The sequence below is a fragment of the Fictibacillus enclensis genome (assembly GCF_030123385.1).
GTDB classification, from domain to species: Bacteria; Bacillota; Bacilli; order Bacillales; family Fictibacillaceae; genus Fictibacillus_C; species Fictibacillus_C enclensis.
On the sequence record NZ_CP126109.1, the window covers coordinates 2,087,268 to 2,105,328 of the forward strand.

Here is an 18,061-nt window from a genome sequence, read left to right on the forward strand (position 1 = left end):
GTGAGAACAAATGGCCAAACGTATTTTAGTAGTAGATGATGCAGCATTTATGAGAATGATGGTAAAAGATATTCTGAACAAAAATGGATTTGAGGTCTGCGGGGAAGCCGGAGACGGAGAACAGGCGGTTGAAATGTACAAAGAGCTTTCACCGGACCTTGTTACGCTCGACATCACGATGCCGGAGATGGACGGAATCACTGCTTTAAAAGCAATTAAAAAGGTGGATTCCGGTGCAAAGGTCATCATGTGTTCCGCGATGGGACAACAAGGAATGGTTATTGATGCGATCCAGGCTGGAGCCAAGGATTTTATTGTAAAGCCATTTCAGGCTGACCGCGTCATTGATGCGATCAACAAAGCGTTGAATTAATAACAGGTGGTGCAGCAATTGAGGAAGTTTACTAGATGCATCGCTGTTCTTGTTGTCGCTGTCCTCCTCAATTGTTTTGTACAAACTGAGGCAGCGGCAGCAGAAAACAAGGAGACCAAAGCGCCTGCAGCATGCAAAACGGTATTTGAGTGTCTGGATACAAAAGCAGGGAAAGAAGACCAGGCGAAGCAGCAGCAGGAAACCAAAGCGGAGAGTTCTGCCACAGGGGGAAGCGGTGTGGTCACATTTATTAAAGTGCTGTTCTCATTGGGATTGGTTTTGTTCCTGCTCTTCTTTCTTCTGAAAATGATACAAAAGCGGACAAAAAACTATCAAGAAGGCAAAGTATTGCAATCTATCGGGGGATTGAGTGTGGGGTCGAACCGTTCTGTCCAGATAATCAAGGCCGGTTCAAGTGTCCTTGTTATCGGTGTGGGGGAAACGGTGACCTTGCTAAAAGAAATTAATGAAGAAGAGGAAGTGAAGCAGCTGCTTTCTTCGTCTCAACAGGAAACGGGCAGCCGTTTGAAAAAAACATCTGGTTTTTCCGATGTTTTTAAGGCTAAGCTTGGTGAACTTTCAGGTGAACGTGGAGATTTGCTGAAGCGTTTCGTGCGGAAAGGAAAAGCTGATGACTGATTTACTTCCAAATCTTACTAACCAAACAGGCGGAATGGAAACAACGATACAGCTGCTGCTCCTTCTTACCGTTCTCTCACTGGCGCCAAGCATTCTCATTTTGATGACCTGTTTTACGAGAATTGTAATCGTTCTGTCGTTTGTACGAACGTCACTGGCCACGCAGCAAATGCCCCCGAACCAGGTGTTGATCGGTCTTGCGCTGTTTCTTACCTTTTTTGTAATGGCTCCTACTTTTCAGGAAATCAACAAGGAGGCAATTGGTCCACTTATCAAAGGGAAAATCACCCAGGAAGAGGCTTTTGATAAAGGGACGCTTCCTTTAAAGGAGTTTATGACAAAGCATACGCGTGAGAAGGATCTGGAGCTTTTTCTAAATTATTCCGGAGCCAAACGCCCTGAGAAGATAGAGGATATTTCCCTTATTGCGCTTGTACCGGCCTATTCGATTAGTGAATTGAAATCCGCGTTTCAAATGGGTTTTATGATCTTTGTTCCTTTTCTTGTTATTGATATGGTGGTCGCTTCTGTGCTGATGGCGATGGGAATGATGATGCTGCCGCCCGTCATGATCTCTCTTCCGTTTAAGATATTGCTCTTTATTCTTGTGGACGGGTGGTATTTGATTGTCAAGTCACTGTTATCAAGCTATTAAACAAGTAGGTGTTTTCGTTGAATCCTGAAGTCGTTATATCCATTGCAGAAAAAGGTGTTTATATGACTCTCCTCCTTTGCGGACCTTTGCTTGCAATCGCTTTGGCTGTTGGCCTGATTGTCAGTATTTTTCAGGCGACCACACAAATTCAGGAACAGACGCTTGCGTTTATTCCAAAGATTGCGGCTGTGTTACTGGCATTAATCTTTTTTGGACCCTGGATGCTTTCACAGCTCGTTTCATTTACGTATGACATTTTTAACAATTTGAATCATTTTGTAGGACTGTAATTCATGGATGCTATAAATTCTTTTCCAGCCTTTTTATTGATCTTCATGAGAGTGGGCGCTTTTTTCGCAACGGTTCCGATTTTTTCTTACCGGAATATTCCTAATGTCCATAAGATCGGGCTGGCTGCCTTTTTGTCATGGATTATGCTGTTTGCCTTGGGAGCTCCAGAGGTGGCCGTGAACGGTGAGTTTATCCTGCTGGTCTTTAAAGAAGCGCTCGTTGGTTTATCGCTGGGCCTGATTGCCTCCATCCTGTTCTATTCCATTCAGGTGGCAGGAGGCTTTATCGATCTTCAGATGGGATTTGCGATCGCCGGTGTTTTCGATCCCCAGACGGGTGTGCAGACACCGTTGCTCGGGAAATTCTTGTATCAGCTTGCACTCTTATTCCTTTTGGCACTGAACGGCCATTATCTTCTTCTTGATGGCCTGTTTTACAGTTATTCCTTTGTGCCGCTTACTGACGTTCATTTTGGTTTGGGGGATGCAGAAACGGCAAGGCATGCGGTATCTGTCGTGACTGCCATGTTTGTTATTGCCTTTCAGATGGCACTTCCCATCGTGGGAACTCTTTTTTTGGTGGACCTGGCTCTGGGCATTGTTGCCCGGACGGTCCCTCAAATCAATATCTTTGCCGTAGGCCTCCCTTTGAAAATCATAGTGGCTTTCGGTATTCTGCTGATTATCCTGCCTGTGTTTTTTATGAGTATCCAGCATTTGAGTGATGAGACTGCACAGGCCATGAGAAAGCTTCTATTGCTGCTTGGAGAGTGATCGCATGCCGCGAAGGCTGGATTTGCAATATTTTTCGGGTGAAAAAACAGAAAAGGCCACACCAAAGAAACGCGAGGAAAGCAAAAAAAGGGGACAGGTGGCCAAGAGTGCCGATGTAAATACCGCGGTTACACTGTTTGCTGCATTTTTGATGCTCTGGTTTACCGGAAGTGCCGCTGCGCAAAAATTGTTTCATCTGATGGAATTCACATTTCAGCGCAATCTGACCGTTGACCTGACGGAGCAGAACATTCAGCTGCTGTTTGTCGAGCTGGTAAAGGAAACCGCAGGAATTCTTCTTCCGGTGCTGCTGACGGTGCTGGCAGCGGGCATCTTTTCTAATTTTATCCAAGTCGGCTTTTTGTTTTCAGGTGAAGCTGTCCGGATGAAATTTGAACGGATCAATCCGTTACAAGGATTTAAACGGATCTATTCCCTCCGGGCGCTCGTTGAGCTGACCAAGTCGGTTTTGAAAATTGCCGTTGTTGGCTGTGTTACCTTCTTTGTCATATGGAGCAAGAAGGACCAGCTGTTGAAAGTATCTCAGGTCAGCGTTGAGTCTGCTCTTGGCATGTATGGAAAGATGGCGTTTCAGATGGGGTTCTATGCGGCTCTGGTGCTGCTTCTATTCTCCCTGCTGGATTATTTGTATCAGAAATACGATTTTGAAAAAAGCATCCGAATGTCGAAACAGGATATTAAAGATGAATACAAAAAATCCGAAGGTGATCCAAAAATTAAAGGAAAAATTAAAGAAAAGCAGCGCCAGATGGCCAACCGGAGAATGATGCAGAGCGTCCCGAACGCCGACGTGATCATTACGAATCCCACCCACTTTGCCATAGCTTTGCAATACGATGATCAAAAAATGGAAGCACCGGTAGTGGTGGCCAAGGGGGCTGACCTAATGGCCCTGAAGATTAAAAAAATTGCTCGTGAAAATAAAGTGACGATGGTAGAAAACCGTCCGCTTGCAAGAACTTTGTACAGCAGAGCCGAAATTGGGGATGCCATTCCTGAAGATCTGTTTAAGGCAGTGGCAGAGATTTTGGCCTATGTTTACCACTTAAAGAATAAGGTGCATCGGTAAGGAGAGAAGGAATTGATGAAAGCAAGAGATATGAGTGTTCTAGTCGGGGTTATCATGATCATCGCCATGCTGATTATCCCTTTGCCGCCCTGGCTGCTCGACTTTTTCATCATTATTAATATTACACTGGCACTCGTGATCATTTTAATTTCAATGAATATGCAGGAACCATTGCAGTTTTCCATTTTTCCGTCTCTCTTACTGCTTGTCACCCTCTTCAGGCTGGGATTGAATGTTTCGACGACCCGATCCATCCTGGGTTCCGGAAAAGCAGGGAACGTGGTCCATACATTCGGAGAATTTGTAGTTGGCGGTAACATTCTGGTCGGAATCGTCGTCTTTTTTATCCTTGTCGTCATTCAGTTTATTGTCATCACCAAAGGATCAGAGAGGGTTTCCGAGGTAGCAGCCCGTTTTACACTCGATGCCATGCCTGGAAAACAAATGAGCATCGACGCGGATTTGAATGCCGGAATGATTTCTGACAGGGAAGCGAAGGAACGCCGTGAAAAAGTGGAAAGAGAATCCGATTTTTACGGAGCGATGGATGGGGCCAGCAAGTTTGTAAAAGGAGATGCGATTGCCGGGATCATTATCGTTCTCATCAACATGCTGTTTGGCATTATTATCGGCATGACACAGATGGGGCTGGGATTTGCCGAAAGCGCCCATACATTCACACTGCTTACGGTCGGTGACGGCCTGGTGAGCCAGATTCCCGCTCTGATTATATCGACGGCAACAGGGATTATTGTAACAAGAGCAGCATCGGAAGGAAATCTGGGCTACGACATCTCACGCCAGATTCTTGCCTATCCGCAAATGCTCATTGTTGCAGGTGGAACCATCATCGTTCTGGGTCTGTTTACGCCGATCAACGATTTGGTCACCCTCTCTGTTGGCGGACTTATTTCGCTCGGGGGATACCTTCTGTTAAAAGCAGATAAAGAGAAAAAAGAGCAGGACGAAATCATGGAAGAAGACATCCAGACCGAACAGTTGAAAACACCTGAAAGCGTGATGAACCTGCTGCAGGTGGATCCTGTTGAATTCGAGTTTGGGTATAGTCTGATTCCACTGGCTGATACCAACCAGGGAGGAGACCTACTCGACCGGGTAGTGATGATCCGCAGGCAGCTGGCACTGGAGCTCGGCATCATTTTGCCGGTGGTCCGCATCCGGGATAATATTCAGCTGCCGCCCAATGAATACCGCATTAAAATCAAAGGAAACGAAGTCACAAAAGGAGAGCTGCTGCTCGATCATTACTTGGCAATGAGCCCAGGTATTGACGATGAAGCAGTGCAGGGCAAGGAAACGGTGGAGCCGGCATTTGGTCTGCCTGCCCTCTGGATTGGGGAAGACATGAAGGACCGTGCGGAAATGTCAGGCTATACGGTTGTAGATCCTCCATCGGTCGTTTCCACTCATTTGACAGAAATATTAAAGAAATATGCACATGAACTGATCGGCCGACAGGAAACGAAACAACTGGTGGACCATATGAGAGAAAACTATCCGAGCCTCGTCGAAGAGGTAACTCCTGATCCATTATCTGTCGGAGAAATCCAGAAAGTGTTGTCCAAATTGTTAAAAGAAAAAATATCCATACGCAATTTGCTGGTAATTTTTGAAACGCTGGCGGACTTCGGAAAGATGTCACGTGATGTGGATCTATTGACAGAGTATGTCCGGCAGGCATTATCACGGCAAATTTCAAAGCAATATGGAACAGAAAATGAGCCATTGAATGTAATCACGCTTGGAGCCGGAGTTGAAAAAAGAATTGCGGACCATGTGCAGCAAACGGAACACGGAAATTATTTGTCCCTTGATCCGGCAGATGCTCAGGAAATATACAGCCAGGTGATGAAAGAAATGGATCAAAGCAGGAATTTTGGACAGCTGCCTGTCCTTTTATGCTCGCCTGCCGTGCGCATGTACGTGAGGCAGCTGCTTGAGCGCCACCTGCCTGACCTGGTGATATTATCTTATAACGAACTGGAGCCTGATCTCGAAGTACAAAGTGTAGGAGTCGTCAATCTATGAAGGTGAAGAAGTATATAGCACCCACTATACAAGAAGCAATGGGAAAGATACGCAATGATCTGGGAAGCGAAGCTTTTATCCTTCAGTCAAGACAGGTGCGGACGGGTGGCTTTTTTGGCTTTTTCACCAAGCAGAGCGTTGAGGTTATCGCGTTGCTGGATGTTGAAGAGGGAGCAGAGTCCGCTCACAAAGCAGAAAAAGCGCAGAGCTCTTCACTTGTAAAAAAAAGCATCAACAAGGAAGATATTCCGTCGTGGCAATCCTACTTTAACGACCAGGGTGTATCGCATCTATTAATAGAAGAAATTATCGCCAATATGCAGGGAACCGCTAAAAACGGGGACACAAAACGCTGGCTGGAACACTGGCTGCTTGGTCGTGCATCTACTCCCTCATCTCCAGGCTCATTGTATGACACACAATTTTTAACGGTGGTAGGCCCGACGGGTGTAGGGAAAACGACTACGCTCGCGAAACTGGCTGCAAAGGCGAAGCTCGAAGATGGCAAAAGTGTCGCTTTCATCACGATGGACACCTACCGGATCGGTGCGGTGGAACAACTAAAAACCTATGCTGAAATTCTGAAAATGCCGCTAAAAGTGGTGTACAACACCGAAGACTACGAGAAGGCCAAGCAAGAACTCTCTTCCTATGACTTGGTGTTGACCGACACGGCGGGCAGAAACTTTCTGAATCCGGAATCCATGGATGAACTGGGCGGCCTGCTGCAAGATCAGATGGATCACACAAAGTATTTGGTTTTATCGTTAACTTCAAAATACGAGGATCTCAAACACGTAATCCAGCATTTCAGCCGGGCTGGAGTCAACCGGCTGATTCTGACTAAAAAGGATGAGACAGCTTCTTTGGGAGCGTTAATCAATTTATTGCTGATAGAAAACACCATCCCGGTTTATATCACAAACGGACAAAATGTTCCAGATGACATTTCAACCGTTACACCGAAAGCGATCGTCAGCATGTTCCTGCAGGAGAAAAGAGATGCGTGATCAGGCAGAACAACTTCGTTTACGAGTACAAGAGACGTCATTACATGCGAAAAAAGCGAAGGTCGTTTCGGTGCTCAGCGGAAAAGGCGGGGTTGGGAAAACAAATGTAGCGGTGAACTTATCCCTTGCCCTTTCAGGACTTGGGAAAAAAGTGGTGCTGGTTGATCTGGATATCGGCATGGGCAACGTTCATCTGCTGCTTGGACTGACCCCGCGCCACACGATCGCCGATCTGTTTGAACATCATCTTTCCGTCAGGGAGATCATTGAAAAAGGCCCAGGCAGCCTTGATTATCTTGGTGGTGATAACGGTCTTCTCTCTTTGTTAGAGCTTGACCGCAACAGTCAGGTTCATTTTGTGAGAGAGCTTGAGAAATTATCGTCAGCCTATGATTATATCGTATTCGATATTGGTGCCGGTTTGTCAGAAGCGAGCTTGAAGTTTGTATTGGCCGGTCATGAAGCCATCCTGGTTGCTACCCCGGAAATTACATCGCTTACTGATGCGTATTCCATGATTAAGCTGCTTCATGCTGAACGGCCTGAACTCCCTGTCTGGACCATGATTAATCAATGTGAAAACCAACGGGAAGGCAGGGCAGTACATGACCGCTTGAACGAGGTGAGCTCCCGGTTTCTTGGAAAGCAACTGGCCAACTTGGGGCAAGTTTCTTTCGACCCGGCCGTGCGGCGGGCTGTTATGGAGCAATCGCCGTTTGTGCTGGAAAGTCCGCGCTGTGAAGCGAGCGGACAAATTCAAAAGGCAGCTCATTGTCTATTGGGGAACGCCAAGGTCCAAAAGGGAGCAGTTGACCAATCTTTTATTAGTAAACTTTTAAGTTTTTTGAGTAAAAGCTAGCGTTGTGCACGAGGGGGAAAAAGATGGACACAAGTGAATATTTGGATATTTTTATTGAAGAAAGTAAAGAACATCTCCAGTCGATAAATGAACATGTGCTTCTTTTGGAGAAACAACCGGAAGAGCTGGCAACCATTCAGGAAATTTTTCGTTCTGCTCATACATTAAAAGGCATGTCAGCTTCCATGGGTTACGACGATCTTGCAAATCTTACGCATGCGATGGAAAACGTTCTGGATGGAATCAGAAATGGTAAACTGCACGTGACACAGAAACTGCTGGATTCGCTGTTTGTTTCGCTTGACCATTTGGAAGAAATGGTCATGTCGATAGCAGCTGGCGGCGATGGAAAAAAAGATACGAAAGAACTGATACGCCTTTTGAACGGGATACTGGGGGAGGATACCCAGGATAAGGCCCAGACAGATACAAGTAATGAAGATTTCAGCAGTTATGATGAATTTGAGCGGTCGGCGATCCATCAATCCCTTGAGCAAGGTTTTCTGGTGTACAGGATTGAAGTTGAGCTCGATAAAGAGTGCCTGCTGAAAGCAGTGCGGGCCTATATGGTTTTCAATGCGCTGGAAAACCTCGGCGACATCATAAAGTCAGAACCTTCAGCCGACCTGATTGAACAGGAACAATTCAATCAAAGCTTTTTCGTTACGCTCATAACACAACAAGAAGCGGCGACAATTGAGTCGGAATTGTTATCAATCTCAGAAATCGAAAAAGTGGCACTAACGCCGCTTCAGCCGGTGGGCAGCGAACAAAAGGAAGCTGTGGCAGAGCAGGTGGATGATCAAAAAGGCACCACAACAGGACCTAAAAAGAATTCCCCGCCAAAATCTGCAAAGACGATCAGGGTAAGCATTGAGAGGCTGGATCTTCTGATGAGTCTTTTTGAAGAGCTGGTGATTGACAGAGGCCGTCTTGAAAGGATTTCAAGCGAGATGAAGGATGCTGCACTTCAGGAAACGGTAGAACGGGTTTCACGGGTTTCATCGGATTTGCAGGAATTAATTCTTAATATGCGGATGGTTCCCATTGACCAGGTATTCAACCGGTTTCCGAGAATGGTACGCGGATTGGCCAAAGATCTGCATAAAAAGGTGGAATTGCAGGTAGAGGGAGCAGAAACCGAACTGGATCGTCTGGTTGCCGATGAAATCGGAGATCCGCTTGTTCATTTGCTGCGTAATTCATTGGATCATGGTATTGAAGATCCGGAGCAGAGAATCCGTTCAAGGAAAAGCGAAAAAGGCACAATAACCTTGAAGGCGTACCACAGCGGCAACCGTGTATTTATCGAGATTCAGGATGACGGGGCAGGCATTGATGCCGACAAGGTGCTTAATCGGGCTGTTCAAAAGGGGATTATCAGTGAGAATTCAGCCCGTACATTGACTGGCAGGCACGTTTATGAGCTGCTGTTCGCCCCTGGTTTTTCTACAGCTGAAGTGATTTCCGATATTTCCGGCCGCGGCGTCGGCCTGGATGCGGTTAAAAATAAAATAGAATCGCTCGGAGGGTCGGTTTCTGTGGATTCCACCGCCGGACAAGGTTCAACCTTTACCATCCAGCTTCCTCTGAACCTTTCCATCATACCGTCTCTGCTGGTCGAAGCGGGAACAGAAACATATGCTGTTCCGCTTCCATCGATCATTGAAACCGCATTGGTCGATCCTCAGGATATCATCATGGTCCATAAGCAGCCCATGATGGATTTCCGCGGAAAGGTTATACCGCTGGTTTCATTAAATGATTGGCTCGAAGTGCCGCAGGAGGCCAAAAAAGGAGAGACCAAACGAGCGGTTGTTATTGTTAAAAAAGAAAACAAATTGGCCGGTTTGATCGTAGACGGGCTGATCGGGCAGCAGGAGATTGTCCTGAAGCCGCTTGGAAGCTATCTCGATGCTCCTTTTGTTTCAGGAGCGGCAATATTGGGAGACGGCCAGGTTGCCCTCATTATCGATTGCAATTCGCTATTTATATAACGGTGACAGAGAGGAGAATGAGTATGAGTGAGCAGGAATTAAAAATAGTCGTGTTCCGGTTAAAGGATGAAGAATATGGCATGAATGTCCTTAATGTCCTATCCATCGAACGTGTTTCACCAATCACGCGGGTTCCGAAAACACCTTCATTTGTTAAAGGGGTGATGAACCTGCGCGGGGCGGTAACACCGGTTATTGATTTGCGGAGCCGGTTTGGCATGGAAGAGAAGGATGCGGATGACGACACCCGGATTATCATCGTGAATACGGAAGGAATGGATGTGGGACTGATGGTGGATGCAGCGAACGACGTGCTGGATCTGTCTCTTTCTGACATTGAGCCTACACCGGAAGTGGCGGGTGGCATAAACGCCCGGTATCTCGATGGAGTGGCCAAAATGGATGGAAGGCTATTCATTCTGCTCCGTTTGGACAAGGTGCTCGACAAGGATGAAATAATGGAGCTTCAGGGAGCGGCTGATGAATCATAGAGGTGCGGTTTCGGTTGGACGTTAAAATGGTAAAAATCGGCTTGTCCGAGTTGGGATTCGGAGCGGGTTCCACTGTCCTTCGCACAGCTGGCCTCGGCTCCTGTGTCGGTCTTGTGCTGTATGATGCAGATAAGAAGCTGTCCGGAATGGCGCATATTATGCTTCCACATTCTTCTTTGGCACGATCAAGGGAAATAAACGAAGCAAAATATGCTGACACCGCCATCAAAAGGCTCGTCCTTGGCCTGGAGGAGAGGGGAGCCAGGAGAAGAGCGCTGAAGGCAAAGCTAGCCGGAGGAGCCGAGATGTTTCAAATGGTTGACCAGGCGTATGCCATGCGCATTGGCCCGAGAAACGTGGAAGCGATAAAAAGCGGATTGAAAGAGTGGGAAATCCCCCTGATCGCGGAACATACAGGCGGCAGCAAAGGGAGGACCATTGAATTTGTTACAGACACATGTGAACTTCAAATAAAAATAGTACGTCAGGGAGAGTTAGTGATTTAATAATGATTTCAGGGGGAGTAGCATGATATCTTCATCTACAGCAGCAGCGGATGAACTGGAAATATGGAAAAGGTGGCATGAATGCCGTGACCGTTATGCAGGTGATTCTCTGCTCAAACAATACATGCCGCTTGTTCAGTATCATGTTCAGCGGATTGCGGCAGGTTTGCCGAAAAACGTTAATCGTGATGAATTAAAAAGCTTGGGAATGCTGGGCCTGTTTGATGCGCTTGAAAAATTCCAGCCCGAACGGGACCTTAAATTTGATACGTATGCCACATTCCGGATCCGGGGAGCGATTCTCGATGGACTGCGTAAAGTGGACTGGCTGCCACGGTCTCTGCGTGAAAAAACAAAAAAGATTGAAAGTACGATTGAAAAGCTCGAACAGGAAAAACTCCGCCGGGTAACAACCTATGAAATAGGAGCAGAACTGGGTATGCCTGAAACGGAAGTGGTTTCTGCCCTGTCCGAAAGCTTTTTTGCCAATGTTCTTTCAATCGATGAAGACCAAAGAGAAAGTGAAAGCAAAGAAAAGCTCGGATATACAATAGAAGATAAAAATGGATTGTCTCCTGAGGCGGAAGTGGTTAAGGCCGAGCTGCATAAGGAACTTGCACAGGTGATCAGGGAGCTGAATGAAAAAGAACAGCTGGTGATTTCTCTGTTTTATTATGAGGAACTGACCTTTACTGAAATTGGTCATGTTCTGGAGCTTTCCACCTCAAGAATTTCGCAGATCCATTCCAAAGCGTTATCTCGCCTGAGACTGGTTCTTGCGCGATATATGTAACCGGGAACGGAAGAAAGAGTGGGGATCACTTGCTTTACTTTATAGCGGTTTTAAGTTTATTGCTGAACACCCTTTGCCTGTTTCTTGTTGCTGTTCTGTGGATGAAGCTCAAAACAACGGCTGCCGGTGCTTTCGATGACGGGGAGACCCAGGAGCTGGAGGAGATGCTTTTGGCGTTTGTCAGTGAAATGAAGGAACAGAACGAAGAAATCAGAGAAATACTATACGAAACGAAACATGACGGACAGGAGCAAGATGTGAAATCATCCGACAAAAAAGCGGATGGGCATGATGATCAAGAAGAGGAAGAAAACATTTTGCATCAAAAGGTATTAACTTATGCCAAAAAAGGTTATACTTCTGAAGAAATTGCCAAAAAACTCGAAAGAGGCAAGGGTGAAGTCGGCCTGATTTTAAAAATGAACAGCCTTTCATGAGAAATATTCAAAACGGCAACATTTTTCTTGCTACATTCTGACTAAGTATGGTATAGTTACTTTCGGTGTTAATCACACACGTTTGTGGATTTAATCATTGGTGCTGCATTTGCAGTTTTGATTAAAGTGGAAGCAGGCGGAGGAAAACAAAACCAGGAGGTGCCATCATGGCAGTAATTTCAATGAAACAACTATTGGAAGCCGGCGTACACTTTGGACATCAAACACGTCGCTGGAATCCGAAAATGTCCCGTTACATCTTCACTGAGCGTAACGGTATTTACATCATCGATCTTCAAAAGACAGTAAAGAAAGTTGAAGAGTGCTACAACGTAATGAAAGATATCGCAGGAAACGGCGGTAAAATCCTTTTCGTTGGTACAAAAAAACAAGCTCAAGACTCTGTAAAAGAAGAAGCAGAACGTTCCGGCATGTACTTCATCAACCAACGCTGGCTGGGCGGTACGCTAACAAACTTCGGAACCATCCGTAAGCGTATTAACCGTTTGAAAGAGCTTGAAAGAATGCAAGAAGACGGAACTTTCGATGTTCTTCCTAAGAAAGAAGTTATCCTTCTTAAAAAGGAAATGGATCGTCTTGAAAAGTTCTTGGGTGGAATTAAAGAAATGAACGGCCTTCCAGATGCGCTATTCATCGTAGATCCACGCAAAGAACGCATCGCGGTTGCTGAAGCACGCAAGCTGAACATTCCAATTATCGCTATCGTGGATACTAACTGTGATCCTGATGAAGTTGACCACGTTATCCCAGGTAACGATGATGCGATCCGTGCGGTTAAACTTCTTACAGGTAAAATGGCTGATGCGATCATCGAAGCCAACCAGGGTGGAGAAGAGCAAGAAGCTCAAAACGAAGAAGAAACATCTGCATAAGTAATATAAACTAAAAGGGTGATGGAGGGGATATGCCCTTTCACACCCTTTTTTAATGCCAACCTTAGCTTTACATAAACCAAAGGAGGAATTTCATTATGGCAGTAACAGCTCAAATGGTAAAAGAATTGCGCGAAAAAACAGGCGCAGGAATGATGGACTGTAAAAAAGCATTGACAGAAACGAACGGGGACATGGACAAAGCGATCGATTTCCTTCGTGAAAAAGGAATTGCGAAAGCTGCTAAAAAAGCGGACCGCATCGCAGCAGAAGGTCTTACTTCTGTTGTTGTAGAAGGCAACAAAGCTGTTATCCTTGAAGTGAACTCTGAAACTGACTTCGTGGCAAAAAACGAAAGCTTTACCGCGCTTATTTCTGTACTTGGTAAGCACCTTCTTGAATCCAATGTATCTACTGTTGATGAGGCGCTTGCTTCTACACTTAAAAGTGAAAACACAACAGTTGCTGAGTATTTGAACAACGCAATTGCTAAGATTGGTGAAAAAATCTCACTTCGTCGTTTCCAAATCGTTGAAAAAGGCGAAAATGCAGCGTTTGGCGCATACCTTCACATGGGTGGACGCATCGGAGTGCTTTCTGTAGTGGAAGGTACAACAGACGAAGCGGTTGCAAAAGATGTGGCAATGCACGTTGCTGCGGTTAACCCTCGTTACATCTCTCGTGACGCTGTAAGCGAAGAAGAAGTGGCTCATGAACGTGAAGTGCTTACTCAACAAGCGCTTAACGAAGGAAAGCCTGAAAACATCGTTGCTAAAATGGTGGAAGGCCGCCTTGGCAAATTCTTTGAAGAAATCTGCTTGAACGATCAGTCTTTCGTTAAAGATCCAGACCAAAAAGTTGGTAAGTACGTAGCTTCTAAAGGCGGTAAGGTTATCGCATTCGTACGTTACGAAGTTGGCGAAGGTATGGAAAAGCGCGAAGACAACTTTGCAGAAGAAGTAATGTCTCAAGTTAAAAAGTAATGGTGTAAAAAGTAAAAAAAGGGAGCACAGTGTGTTCCCTTTTTTTAAAAGAGCTTAGGATTAAAAAAAGCAATTACAGGTGATGGATACGGAGGGAATTATGAGCACTTCAAAATATAAACGAGTAGTTCTTAAACTAAGCGGGGAAGCTCTTGCGGCCGGTAAAGGAAGCGGAATAGATCCTGGTGTCATTCAATCGATTGCCCATCAGGTGAAAGACATTGTCGAGCTCGGAGTGGAAGTGGCCGTTGTTGTCGGCGGCGGTAATCTCTGGAGAGGCAAAGCGGGAAGCGAGATGGGAATGGATCGCGCATCCGCTGATTACATGGGGATGCTGGCGACTGTTATGAATTCCCTGGCTTTACAGGACAGCCTGGAAAATATCGGTGTGCAGACTAGGGTACAAACGTCAATCGAGATGCGCCAGGTTGCTGAACCGTACATTCGCAGAAAAGCTATTCGTCACCTTGAAAAGAAACGTGTTGTTATTTTTGCTGCGGGAACAGGAAATCCTTACTTTTCAACGGATACAACAGCTGCTCTTCGCGCGGCGGAAATCGAAGCCGAAGTGATCCTGATGGCGAAAAATAATGTGGACGGCGTATACTCAGCCGATCCGACGATCGATCAGAATGCTGTGAAATACAATACCTTATCCTACCTTGACTTGCTTAAAGAAGGCCTGGCTGTCATGGATACGACGGCATCTTCATTATGTATGGACAATGATATTCCGCTTATCGTGTTTTCCATTATGGAAGAAGGCAACATTAAGCGTGCAGTTCTTGGTGAGGAAATTGGAACTACGATTAGGGGGAATAATTAATGGCAAAGGAAATTTTAACAAACGCAGAAGACCGAATGAAAAAAGGCATTTCATCTTTTCAGCGTGAGCTTTCGACCATCCGCGCCGGCCGTGCAAACCCTGCACTTTTAGATCGTGTTCAAGTGGATTATTACGGAGCTCAGACACCAATCAACCAGCTTGCCGGGATTTCAGTGCCTGAAGCACGCCTGCTTGTCATCCAGCCGTATGATAAATCGGCCCTGAACGATGTAGAAAAGGCGATCCAAAAATCCGATCTTGGCTTAACAACTTCCAATGATGGGCAAGTGATCCGCATTGCGATTCCTCCTCTAACAGAAGAAAGACGTAAAGAGCTTGTCAAACTTGTTAAGAAATATGGAGAGGAAGCCAAGGTTGCTCTTCGCAATGTTCGCCGTGATGCCAACGATGAGCTGAAGAAAGCTGAGAAGGATGGGGAGATCACTGAAGATGAACTCCGCCGCTACAATGATGATGTTCAGAAGCTTACAGACAAATATATTAGCGAAGTAGATACAATCGCTTCAAGTAAAGAGAAAGAAATCATGGAAGTATAATTGATTTCCATGTAAAATAAAATAAGAAAAGCCCTCTTTATACAGGGGGTTTTTTTGTTAAGTCTGGACGATAATGGGGGCTTTGCCATGCTTGACAGAATTTCATTCTGGAAAAAAGAAGAGAAAACAGAGCTGAACATAAGACAGGATACAATACCGGCTCATGTGGCCATCATCATGGACGGGAACGGACGCTGGGCAAAAAGACGCGGGCTTCCCAGGGTGGCAGGACACCATGAAGGCATGAAAGTAGTAAAAAAAGTGGTGAAGTATGCCAACAATCTCGGCGTTAAGGTGCTGACACTCTATGCCTTTTCAACGGAAAACTGGAAGCGACCCCGTGAAGAAGTGGACTTTCTCATGAGACTTCCTGGGGAATTTTTAAACAGCTTTCTGCCTGAATTGATTGAACAGAATGTTCGTGTGACCATCATGGGCCATAAGGAAGTATTGCCGGTACATACCATTCAGGCTGTTGACGAGGCAATAGAAAAAACCAAAAACAATACTGGCCTTATTTTGAATTTTGCCCTGAATTATGGCAGTCGGAACGAGATAACAACAGCGTTAACCGAAATTATCCGCGATGTTGAAGCCGGAACCATCGGGCGTGATGCGATTAATGAAGATTTGGTAAGCCGGTATTTAATGACATCCAGCCTTCCGGATCCTGATCTGTTGATCCGGACGAGCGGTGAAGTGCGCCTCAGCAACTTTATGCTCTGGCAGCTCGCCTACAGTGAATTTTGGTTTACCGAGGTGAACTGGCCTGATTTTAAAGAAGAACACTTAAAAAAAGCCATTTACGACTATCAGAATCGCGGTCGCCGTTATGGCGGTGTATAATAAGAAGGAGGATTTATGAAGGAACGCATCATTACGGGAGTAATAGCCGCTCTTCTATTTATAGGAGTTACGGTTTACGGCCATTTGCCTTTTACCCTCGTTATCATCGCTTTGGCAGTGATCGGGATCCACGAATTGCTGAAAATGAAGCATATTCCGCTTTTGTCGGCTGAGGGCATCATCGCTCTATTGCTGACACTGGCAACAGTCATCCCGCAGGATTGGAAAGAGCAGTACCTTGGAAGTTTCACAGGCTCGCAACCCATTGTACTTGCGATGCTCCTGATCCTGGTGGTTACCGTCATCACAAAGAACCGCTTTACATTTGATGATGCGGGATTTGTTATCCTCTCCTCTCTGTATGTGGGTTACGGATTCCACTATATATACGAAACGAGAATGCTTGAACATGGCCTTCCGATTTTATTCTTTGTCCTTTTCATGATTTGGGGAGCTGATTCGGGTGCGTATTTTACCGGGAAATCCATCGGAAAAACAAAACTGTGGCCGGTGATCAGTCCGAACAAAACCATCGAAGGAGCAATCGGGGGCATCGTTACGAGCATTGTGGTTGGCGTAATCTGCTACTTTACAGATTTTGTGCCTTTTACTCTGAACCAGGTGCTGTTCATGGCTTTGATTGTGGGGATCTTCGGACAGATTGGCGATCTTGCACAATCCGCCTTTAAGCGGCATTACGGGGTGAAGGATTCTGGCAATCTGCTGCCGGGACATGGCGGAATATTGGACCGTACGGACAGCTGGCTTTTCGTGCTTCCGCTCCTCCATATCCTGAGCTTGCTGTCGTAGCGAAAAAACAAGGAGTGCTCTATGAAAAATATCAGTTTGTTGGGTGCGACAGGTTCCATCGGTATACAAACGCTTGATGTAATCGCACAACACCCTGAGCTATTTCGATTAACGGCCATTTCTTTTGGAAAGAATGTAGAAAAAGGGATGGAGATAATAGAGAAATTTAAACCGCGGATCATTGCGGTTCAAGATAAAAAAGACGCTGATGACCTGCGTTTGCGTCTGGGGGACCAATCACTTGTTTATTATGGACAAGAAGGCCTGATTGAAGCAGCTGTCGCTCGGGAAGCTCATATTCTGGTGAATGCGGTCATGGGAAGTGTAGGCTTGGTGCCCACCATCAACGCCATTCAGGCCGGCAAGGATATAGCCATCGCCAATAAAGAAACACTGGTTACTGCCGGACATATCATTATGGAGCTGGCTGAAAAACATAACGTCAGCCTCCTGCCGGTGGACAGCGAGCATTCAGCCATCTTCCAATGTCTTAACGGAGAAAATGCCCAACAGGTTGACCGGCTCATTCTTACCGCGTCTGGAGGAAGTTTCCGGGATTATACGCGGGAACAGCTGGCTGATGTTACTGTTGACGAGGCATTGAATCATCCGAACTGGTCCATGGGAGCCAAAATCACCATCGATTCGGCAACGATGATGAACAAAGGCCTGGAAGTGATAGAAGCGCATTGGCTCTTTAATATGCCCTATTCAAAAATAGACGTCATTCTTCATAAAGAAAGCATCATACACTCTATGGTAGAGTATAAGGACGGCAGCACGCTGGCACACCTGGGAAACCCCGACATGCGGGTTCCCATTCAGTATGCGCTGACCTATCCTGACAGACTTGAACTTCCGCCTTCCAAAAGGTTAAACTTATGGGAGATTGGAAAGCTTCATTTTAAAAAAATGGACATGGAACGGTTCCGCTGCCTGAAACTGGCTTATCTCGCAGGAGAGAAAGGCGGAACAATGACAACCGCGCTGAACGCAGCAAACGAAGCTGCGGTCGGATTGTTCCTTGAACGTAAAATATCGTTCCTGGCGATCGAAGAATACATTGAAAAAGCACTGGAGCACCATGAATTTATTGAACAGCCGACACTGGAAGAAATACAGGCCATTGATACACACACACGGCAATATGTTCAGTCATTATTAAATTAAAGGTGGGTAAAAG

At 45.9% G+C, this 18,061-nt stretch carries 21 protein-coding genes; all 21 read left to right on the forward strand.

Annotated elements, in window-relative coordinates:
- The first annotated feature begins 10 nt into the window (after positions 1-10).
- The 21 genes from QNH15_RS11165 (at position 11) to dxr (ending at position 18,048) form a co-directional block, all read left to right on the forward strand.
- Positions 11-373, forward strand: coding sequence for a response regulator (locus QNH15_RS11165; RefSeq protein ID WP_283894707.1), 363 nt, complete (start codon positions 11-13; stop codon positions 371-373).
- A gap of 18 nt (positions 374-391) precedes the next feature.
- Positions 392-1,012 (forward strand): flagellar biosynthetic protein FliO, encoded by a 621-nt coding sequence (locus QNH15_RS11170; RefSeq protein ID WP_283894709.1) that lies wholly within the window; start codon positions 392-394, stop codon positions 1,010-1,012.
- The gene (gene fliP, locus QNH15_RS11175; RefSeq protein ID WP_283894711.1) at positions 1,005-1,667 is read left to right on the forward strand and encodes a flagellar type III secretion system pore protein FliP; all 663 of its coding nucleotides are present in this window, start codon (positions 1,005-1,007) and stop codon (positions 1,665-1,667) included. Before QNH15_RS11170 ends, fliP begins: the two co-directional genes overlap by 8 nt.
- A gap of 17 nt (positions 1,668-1,684) precedes the next feature.
- The gene (gene fliQ, locus QNH15_RS11180) at positions 1,685-1,957 is read left to right on the forward strand and encodes a flagellar biosynthesis protein FliQ (protein ID WP_061969454.1); all 273 of its coding nucleotides are present in this window, start codon (positions 1,685-1,687) and stop codon (positions 1,955-1,957) included.
- A gap of 3 nt (positions 1,958-1,960) precedes the next feature.
- A complete protein-coding gene (gene fliR / locus QNH15_RS11185; RefSeq protein WP_283894714.1) occupies positions 1,961-2,731 on the forward strand; it encodes a flagellar biosynthetic protein FliR in 771 nt (256 codons plus the stop codon).
- 4 nt (positions 2,732-2,735) lie between these two features.
- Positions 2,736-3,821 carry a flagellar biosynthesis protein FlhB gene (flhB, locus tag QNH15_RS11190; RefSeq protein ID WP_283894715.1) on the forward strand — a complete coding sequence of 362 codons (1,086 nt, stop codon included), beginning with the start codon at positions 2,736-2,738 and terminating at the stop codon, positions 3,819-3,821.
- A 15-nt stretch (positions 3,822-3,836) separates the two neighbouring features.
- A complete protein-coding gene (gene flhA / locus QNH15_RS11195) occupies positions 3,837-5,870 on the forward strand; it encodes a flagellar biosynthesis protein FlhA (RefSeq protein WP_283895530.1) in 2,034 nt (677 codons plus the stop codon).
- The gene (locus QNH15_RS11200; protein ID WP_283894717.1) at positions 5,867-6,880 is read left to right on the forward strand and encodes a flagellar biosynthesis protein FlhF; all 1,014 of its coding nucleotides are present in this window, start codon (positions 5,867-5,869) and stop codon (positions 6,878-6,880) included. The genes flhA and QNH15_RS11200 overlap by 4 nt, the downstream gene beginning before the upstream one ends.
- Entirely contained in the window at positions 6,873-7,739 is an 867-nt protein-coding gene (locus QNH15_RS11205; protein WP_283894719.1) for a MinD/ParA family protein, read from the forward strand. Before QNH15_RS11200 ends, QNH15_RS11205 begins: the two co-directional genes overlap by 8 nt.
- 23 nt (positions 7,740-7,762) lie before the next feature.
- The gene (locus QNH15_RS11210; protein ID WP_283894720.1) at positions 7,763-9,736 is read left to right on the forward strand and encodes a chemotaxis protein CheA; all 1,974 of its coding nucleotides are present in this window, start codon (positions 7,763-7,765) and stop codon (positions 9,734-9,736) included.
- A gap of 23 nt (positions 9,737-9,759) precedes the next feature.
- Positions 9,760-10,227, forward strand: a complete 468-nt coding sequence (locus tag QNH15_RS11215; RefSeq protein ID WP_283894721.1) for a chemotaxis protein CheW — start codon at positions 9,760-9,762, stop codon at positions 10,225-10,227.
- Positions 10,228-10,253: 26 nt separating this feature from the next.
- Positions 10,254-10,733 (forward strand): chemotaxis protein CheD, encoded by a 480-nt coding sequence (locus QNH15_RS11220; RefSeq protein WP_283895531.1) that lies wholly within the window; start codon positions 10,254-10,256, stop codon positions 10,731-10,733.
- Positions 10,734-10,755: 22 nt separating this feature from the next.
- On the forward strand, positions 10,756-11,526 hold the full coding sequence (locus QNH15_RS11225; RefSeq protein ID WP_283894722.1) for a FliA/WhiG family RNA polymerase sigma factor: 771 nt from the start codon (positions 10,756-10,758) through the stop codon (positions 11,524-11,526).
- A gap of 29 nt (positions 11,527-11,555) precedes the next feature.
- Positions 11,556-11,963 (forward strand): DUF6115 domain-containing protein, encoded by a 408-nt coding sequence (locus QNH15_RS11230; RefSeq protein WP_283894723.1) that lies wholly within the window; start codon positions 11,556-11,558, stop codon positions 11,961-11,963.
- A gap of 167 nt (positions 11,964-12,130) precedes the next feature.
- Entirely contained in the window at positions 12,131-12,856 is a 726-nt protein-coding gene (gene rpsB, locus QNH15_RS11235) for a 30S ribosomal protein S2 (RefSeq protein WP_283894724.1), read from the forward strand.
- 98 nt (positions 12,857-12,954) lie between these two features.
- The gene (tsf, locus tag QNH15_RS11240) at positions 12,955-13,839 is read left to right on the forward strand and encodes a translation elongation factor Ts (RefSeq protein WP_283894725.1); all 885 of its coding nucleotides are present in this window, start codon (positions 12,955-12,957) and stop codon (positions 13,837-13,839) included.
- A gap of 100 nt (positions 13,840-13,939) precedes the next feature.
- Positions 13,940-14,665, forward strand: coding sequence for a UMP kinase (gene pyrH, locus QNH15_RS11245; RefSeq protein ID WP_061969477.1), 726 nt, complete (start codon positions 13,940-13,942; stop codon positions 14,663-14,665).
- Positions 14,665-15,222, forward strand: coding sequence for a ribosome recycling factor (gene frr, locus QNH15_RS11250; protein ID WP_061969479.1), 558 nt, complete (start codon positions 14,665-14,667; stop codon positions 15,220-15,222). The genes pyrH and frr overlap by 1 nt, the downstream gene beginning before the upstream one ends.
- Before the next feature lie 87 nt (positions 15,223-15,309).
- On the forward strand, positions 15,310-16,068 hold the full coding sequence (uppS, locus tag QNH15_RS11255) for an undecaprenyl pyrophosphate synthase (RefSeq protein ID WP_283895533.1): 759 nt from the start codon (positions 15,310-15,312) through the stop codon (positions 16,066-16,068).
- Positions 16,069-16,083: 15 nt separating this feature from the next.
- Positions 16,084-16,878 carry a phosphatidate cytidylyltransferase gene (locus QNH15_RS11260; RefSeq protein WP_283894726.1) on the forward strand — a complete coding sequence of 265 codons (795 nt, stop codon included), beginning with the start codon at positions 16,084-16,086 and terminating at the stop codon, positions 16,876-16,878.
- A gap of 21 nt (positions 16,879-16,899) precedes the next feature.
- A complete protein-coding gene (gene dxr / locus QNH15_RS11265; RefSeq protein ID WP_283894727.1) occupies positions 16,900-18,048 on the forward strand; it encodes a 1-deoxy-D-xylulose-5-phosphate reductoisomerase in 1,149 nt (382 codons plus the stop codon).
- Positions 18,049-18,061: the final 13 nt, after the last annotated feature.

What these genes read in the sequence shown, in the direction of transcription:
- frr (WP_061969479.1), top strand. Translation starts at nt 14,665, where the DNA reads ATGGCAAAGGAAATTTTAACAAACGCAGAAGACCGAATGAAAAAAGGC.
- pyrH (WP_061969477.1), top strand. Translation starts at nt 13,940, where the DNA reads ATGAGCACTTCAAAATATAAACGAGTAGTTCTTAAACTAAGCGGGGAA.
- tsf (WP_283894725.1), top strand. Translation starts at nt 12,955, where the DNA reads ATGGCAGTAACAGCTCAAATGGTAAAAGAATTGCGCGAAAAAACAGGC.
- dxr (WP_283894727.1), top strand. Translation starts at nt 16,900, where the DNA reads ATGAAAAATATCAGTTTGTTGGGTGCGACAGGTTCCATCGGTATACAA.
- flhA (WP_283895530.1), top strand. Translation starts at nt 3,837, where the DNA reads ATGAAAGCAAGAGATATGAGTGTTCTAGTCGGGGTTATCATGATCATC.
- QNH15_RS11200 (WP_283894717.1), top strand. Translation starts at nt 5,867, where the DNA reads ATGAAGGTGAAGAAGTATATAGCACCCACTATACAAGAAGCAATGGGA.
- QNH15_RS11205 (WP_283894719.1), top strand. Translation starts at nt 6,873, where the DNA reads ATGCGTGATCAGGCAGAACAACTTCGTTTACGAGTACAAGAGACGTCA.
- QNH15_RS11215 (WP_283894721.1), top strand. Translation starts at nt 9,760, where the DNA reads ATGAGTGAGCAGGAATTAAAAATAGTCGTGTTCCGGTTAAAGGATGAA.
- flhB (WP_283894715.1), top strand. Translation starts at nt 2,736, where the DNA reads ATGCCGCGAAGGCTGGATTTGCAATATTTTTCGGGTGAAAAAACAGAA.
- QNH15_RS11165 (WP_283894707.1), top strand. Translation starts at nt 11, where the DNA reads ATGGCCAAACGTATTTTAGTAGTAGATGATGCAGCATTTATGAGAATG.
- QNH15_RS11210 (WP_283894720.1), top strand. Translation starts at nt 7,763, where the DNA reads ATGGACACAAGTGAATATTTGGATATTTTTATTGAAGAAAGTAAAGAA.
- QNH15_RS11260 (WP_283894726.1), top strand. Translation starts at nt 16,084, where the DNA reads ATGAAGGAACGCATCATTACGGGAGTAATAGCCGCTCTTCTATTTATA.
- QNH15_RS11225 (WP_283894722.1), top strand. Translation starts at nt 10,756, where the DNA reads ATGATATCTTCATCTACAGCAGCAGCGGATGAACTGGAAATATGGAAA.
- fliP (WP_283894711.1), top strand. Translation starts at nt 1,005, where the DNA reads ATGACTGATTTACTTCCAAATCTTACTAACCAAACAGGCGGAATGGAA.
- fliR (WP_283894714.1), top strand. Translation starts at nt 1,961, where the DNA reads ATGGATGCTATAAATTCTTTTCCAGCCTTTTTATTGATCTTCATGAGA.
- QNH15_RS11220 (WP_283895531.1), top strand. Translation starts at nt 10,254, where the DNA reads ATGGTAAAAATCGGCTTGTCCGAGTTGGGATTCGGAGCGGGTTCCACT.
- uppS (WP_283895533.1), top strand. Translation starts at nt 15,310, where the DNA reads ATGCTTGACAGAATTTCATTCTGGAAAAAAGAAGAGAAAACAGAGCTG.
- rpsB (WP_283894724.1), top strand. Translation starts at nt 12,131, where the DNA reads ATGGCAGTAATTTCAATGAAACAACTATTGGAAGCCGGCGTACACTTT.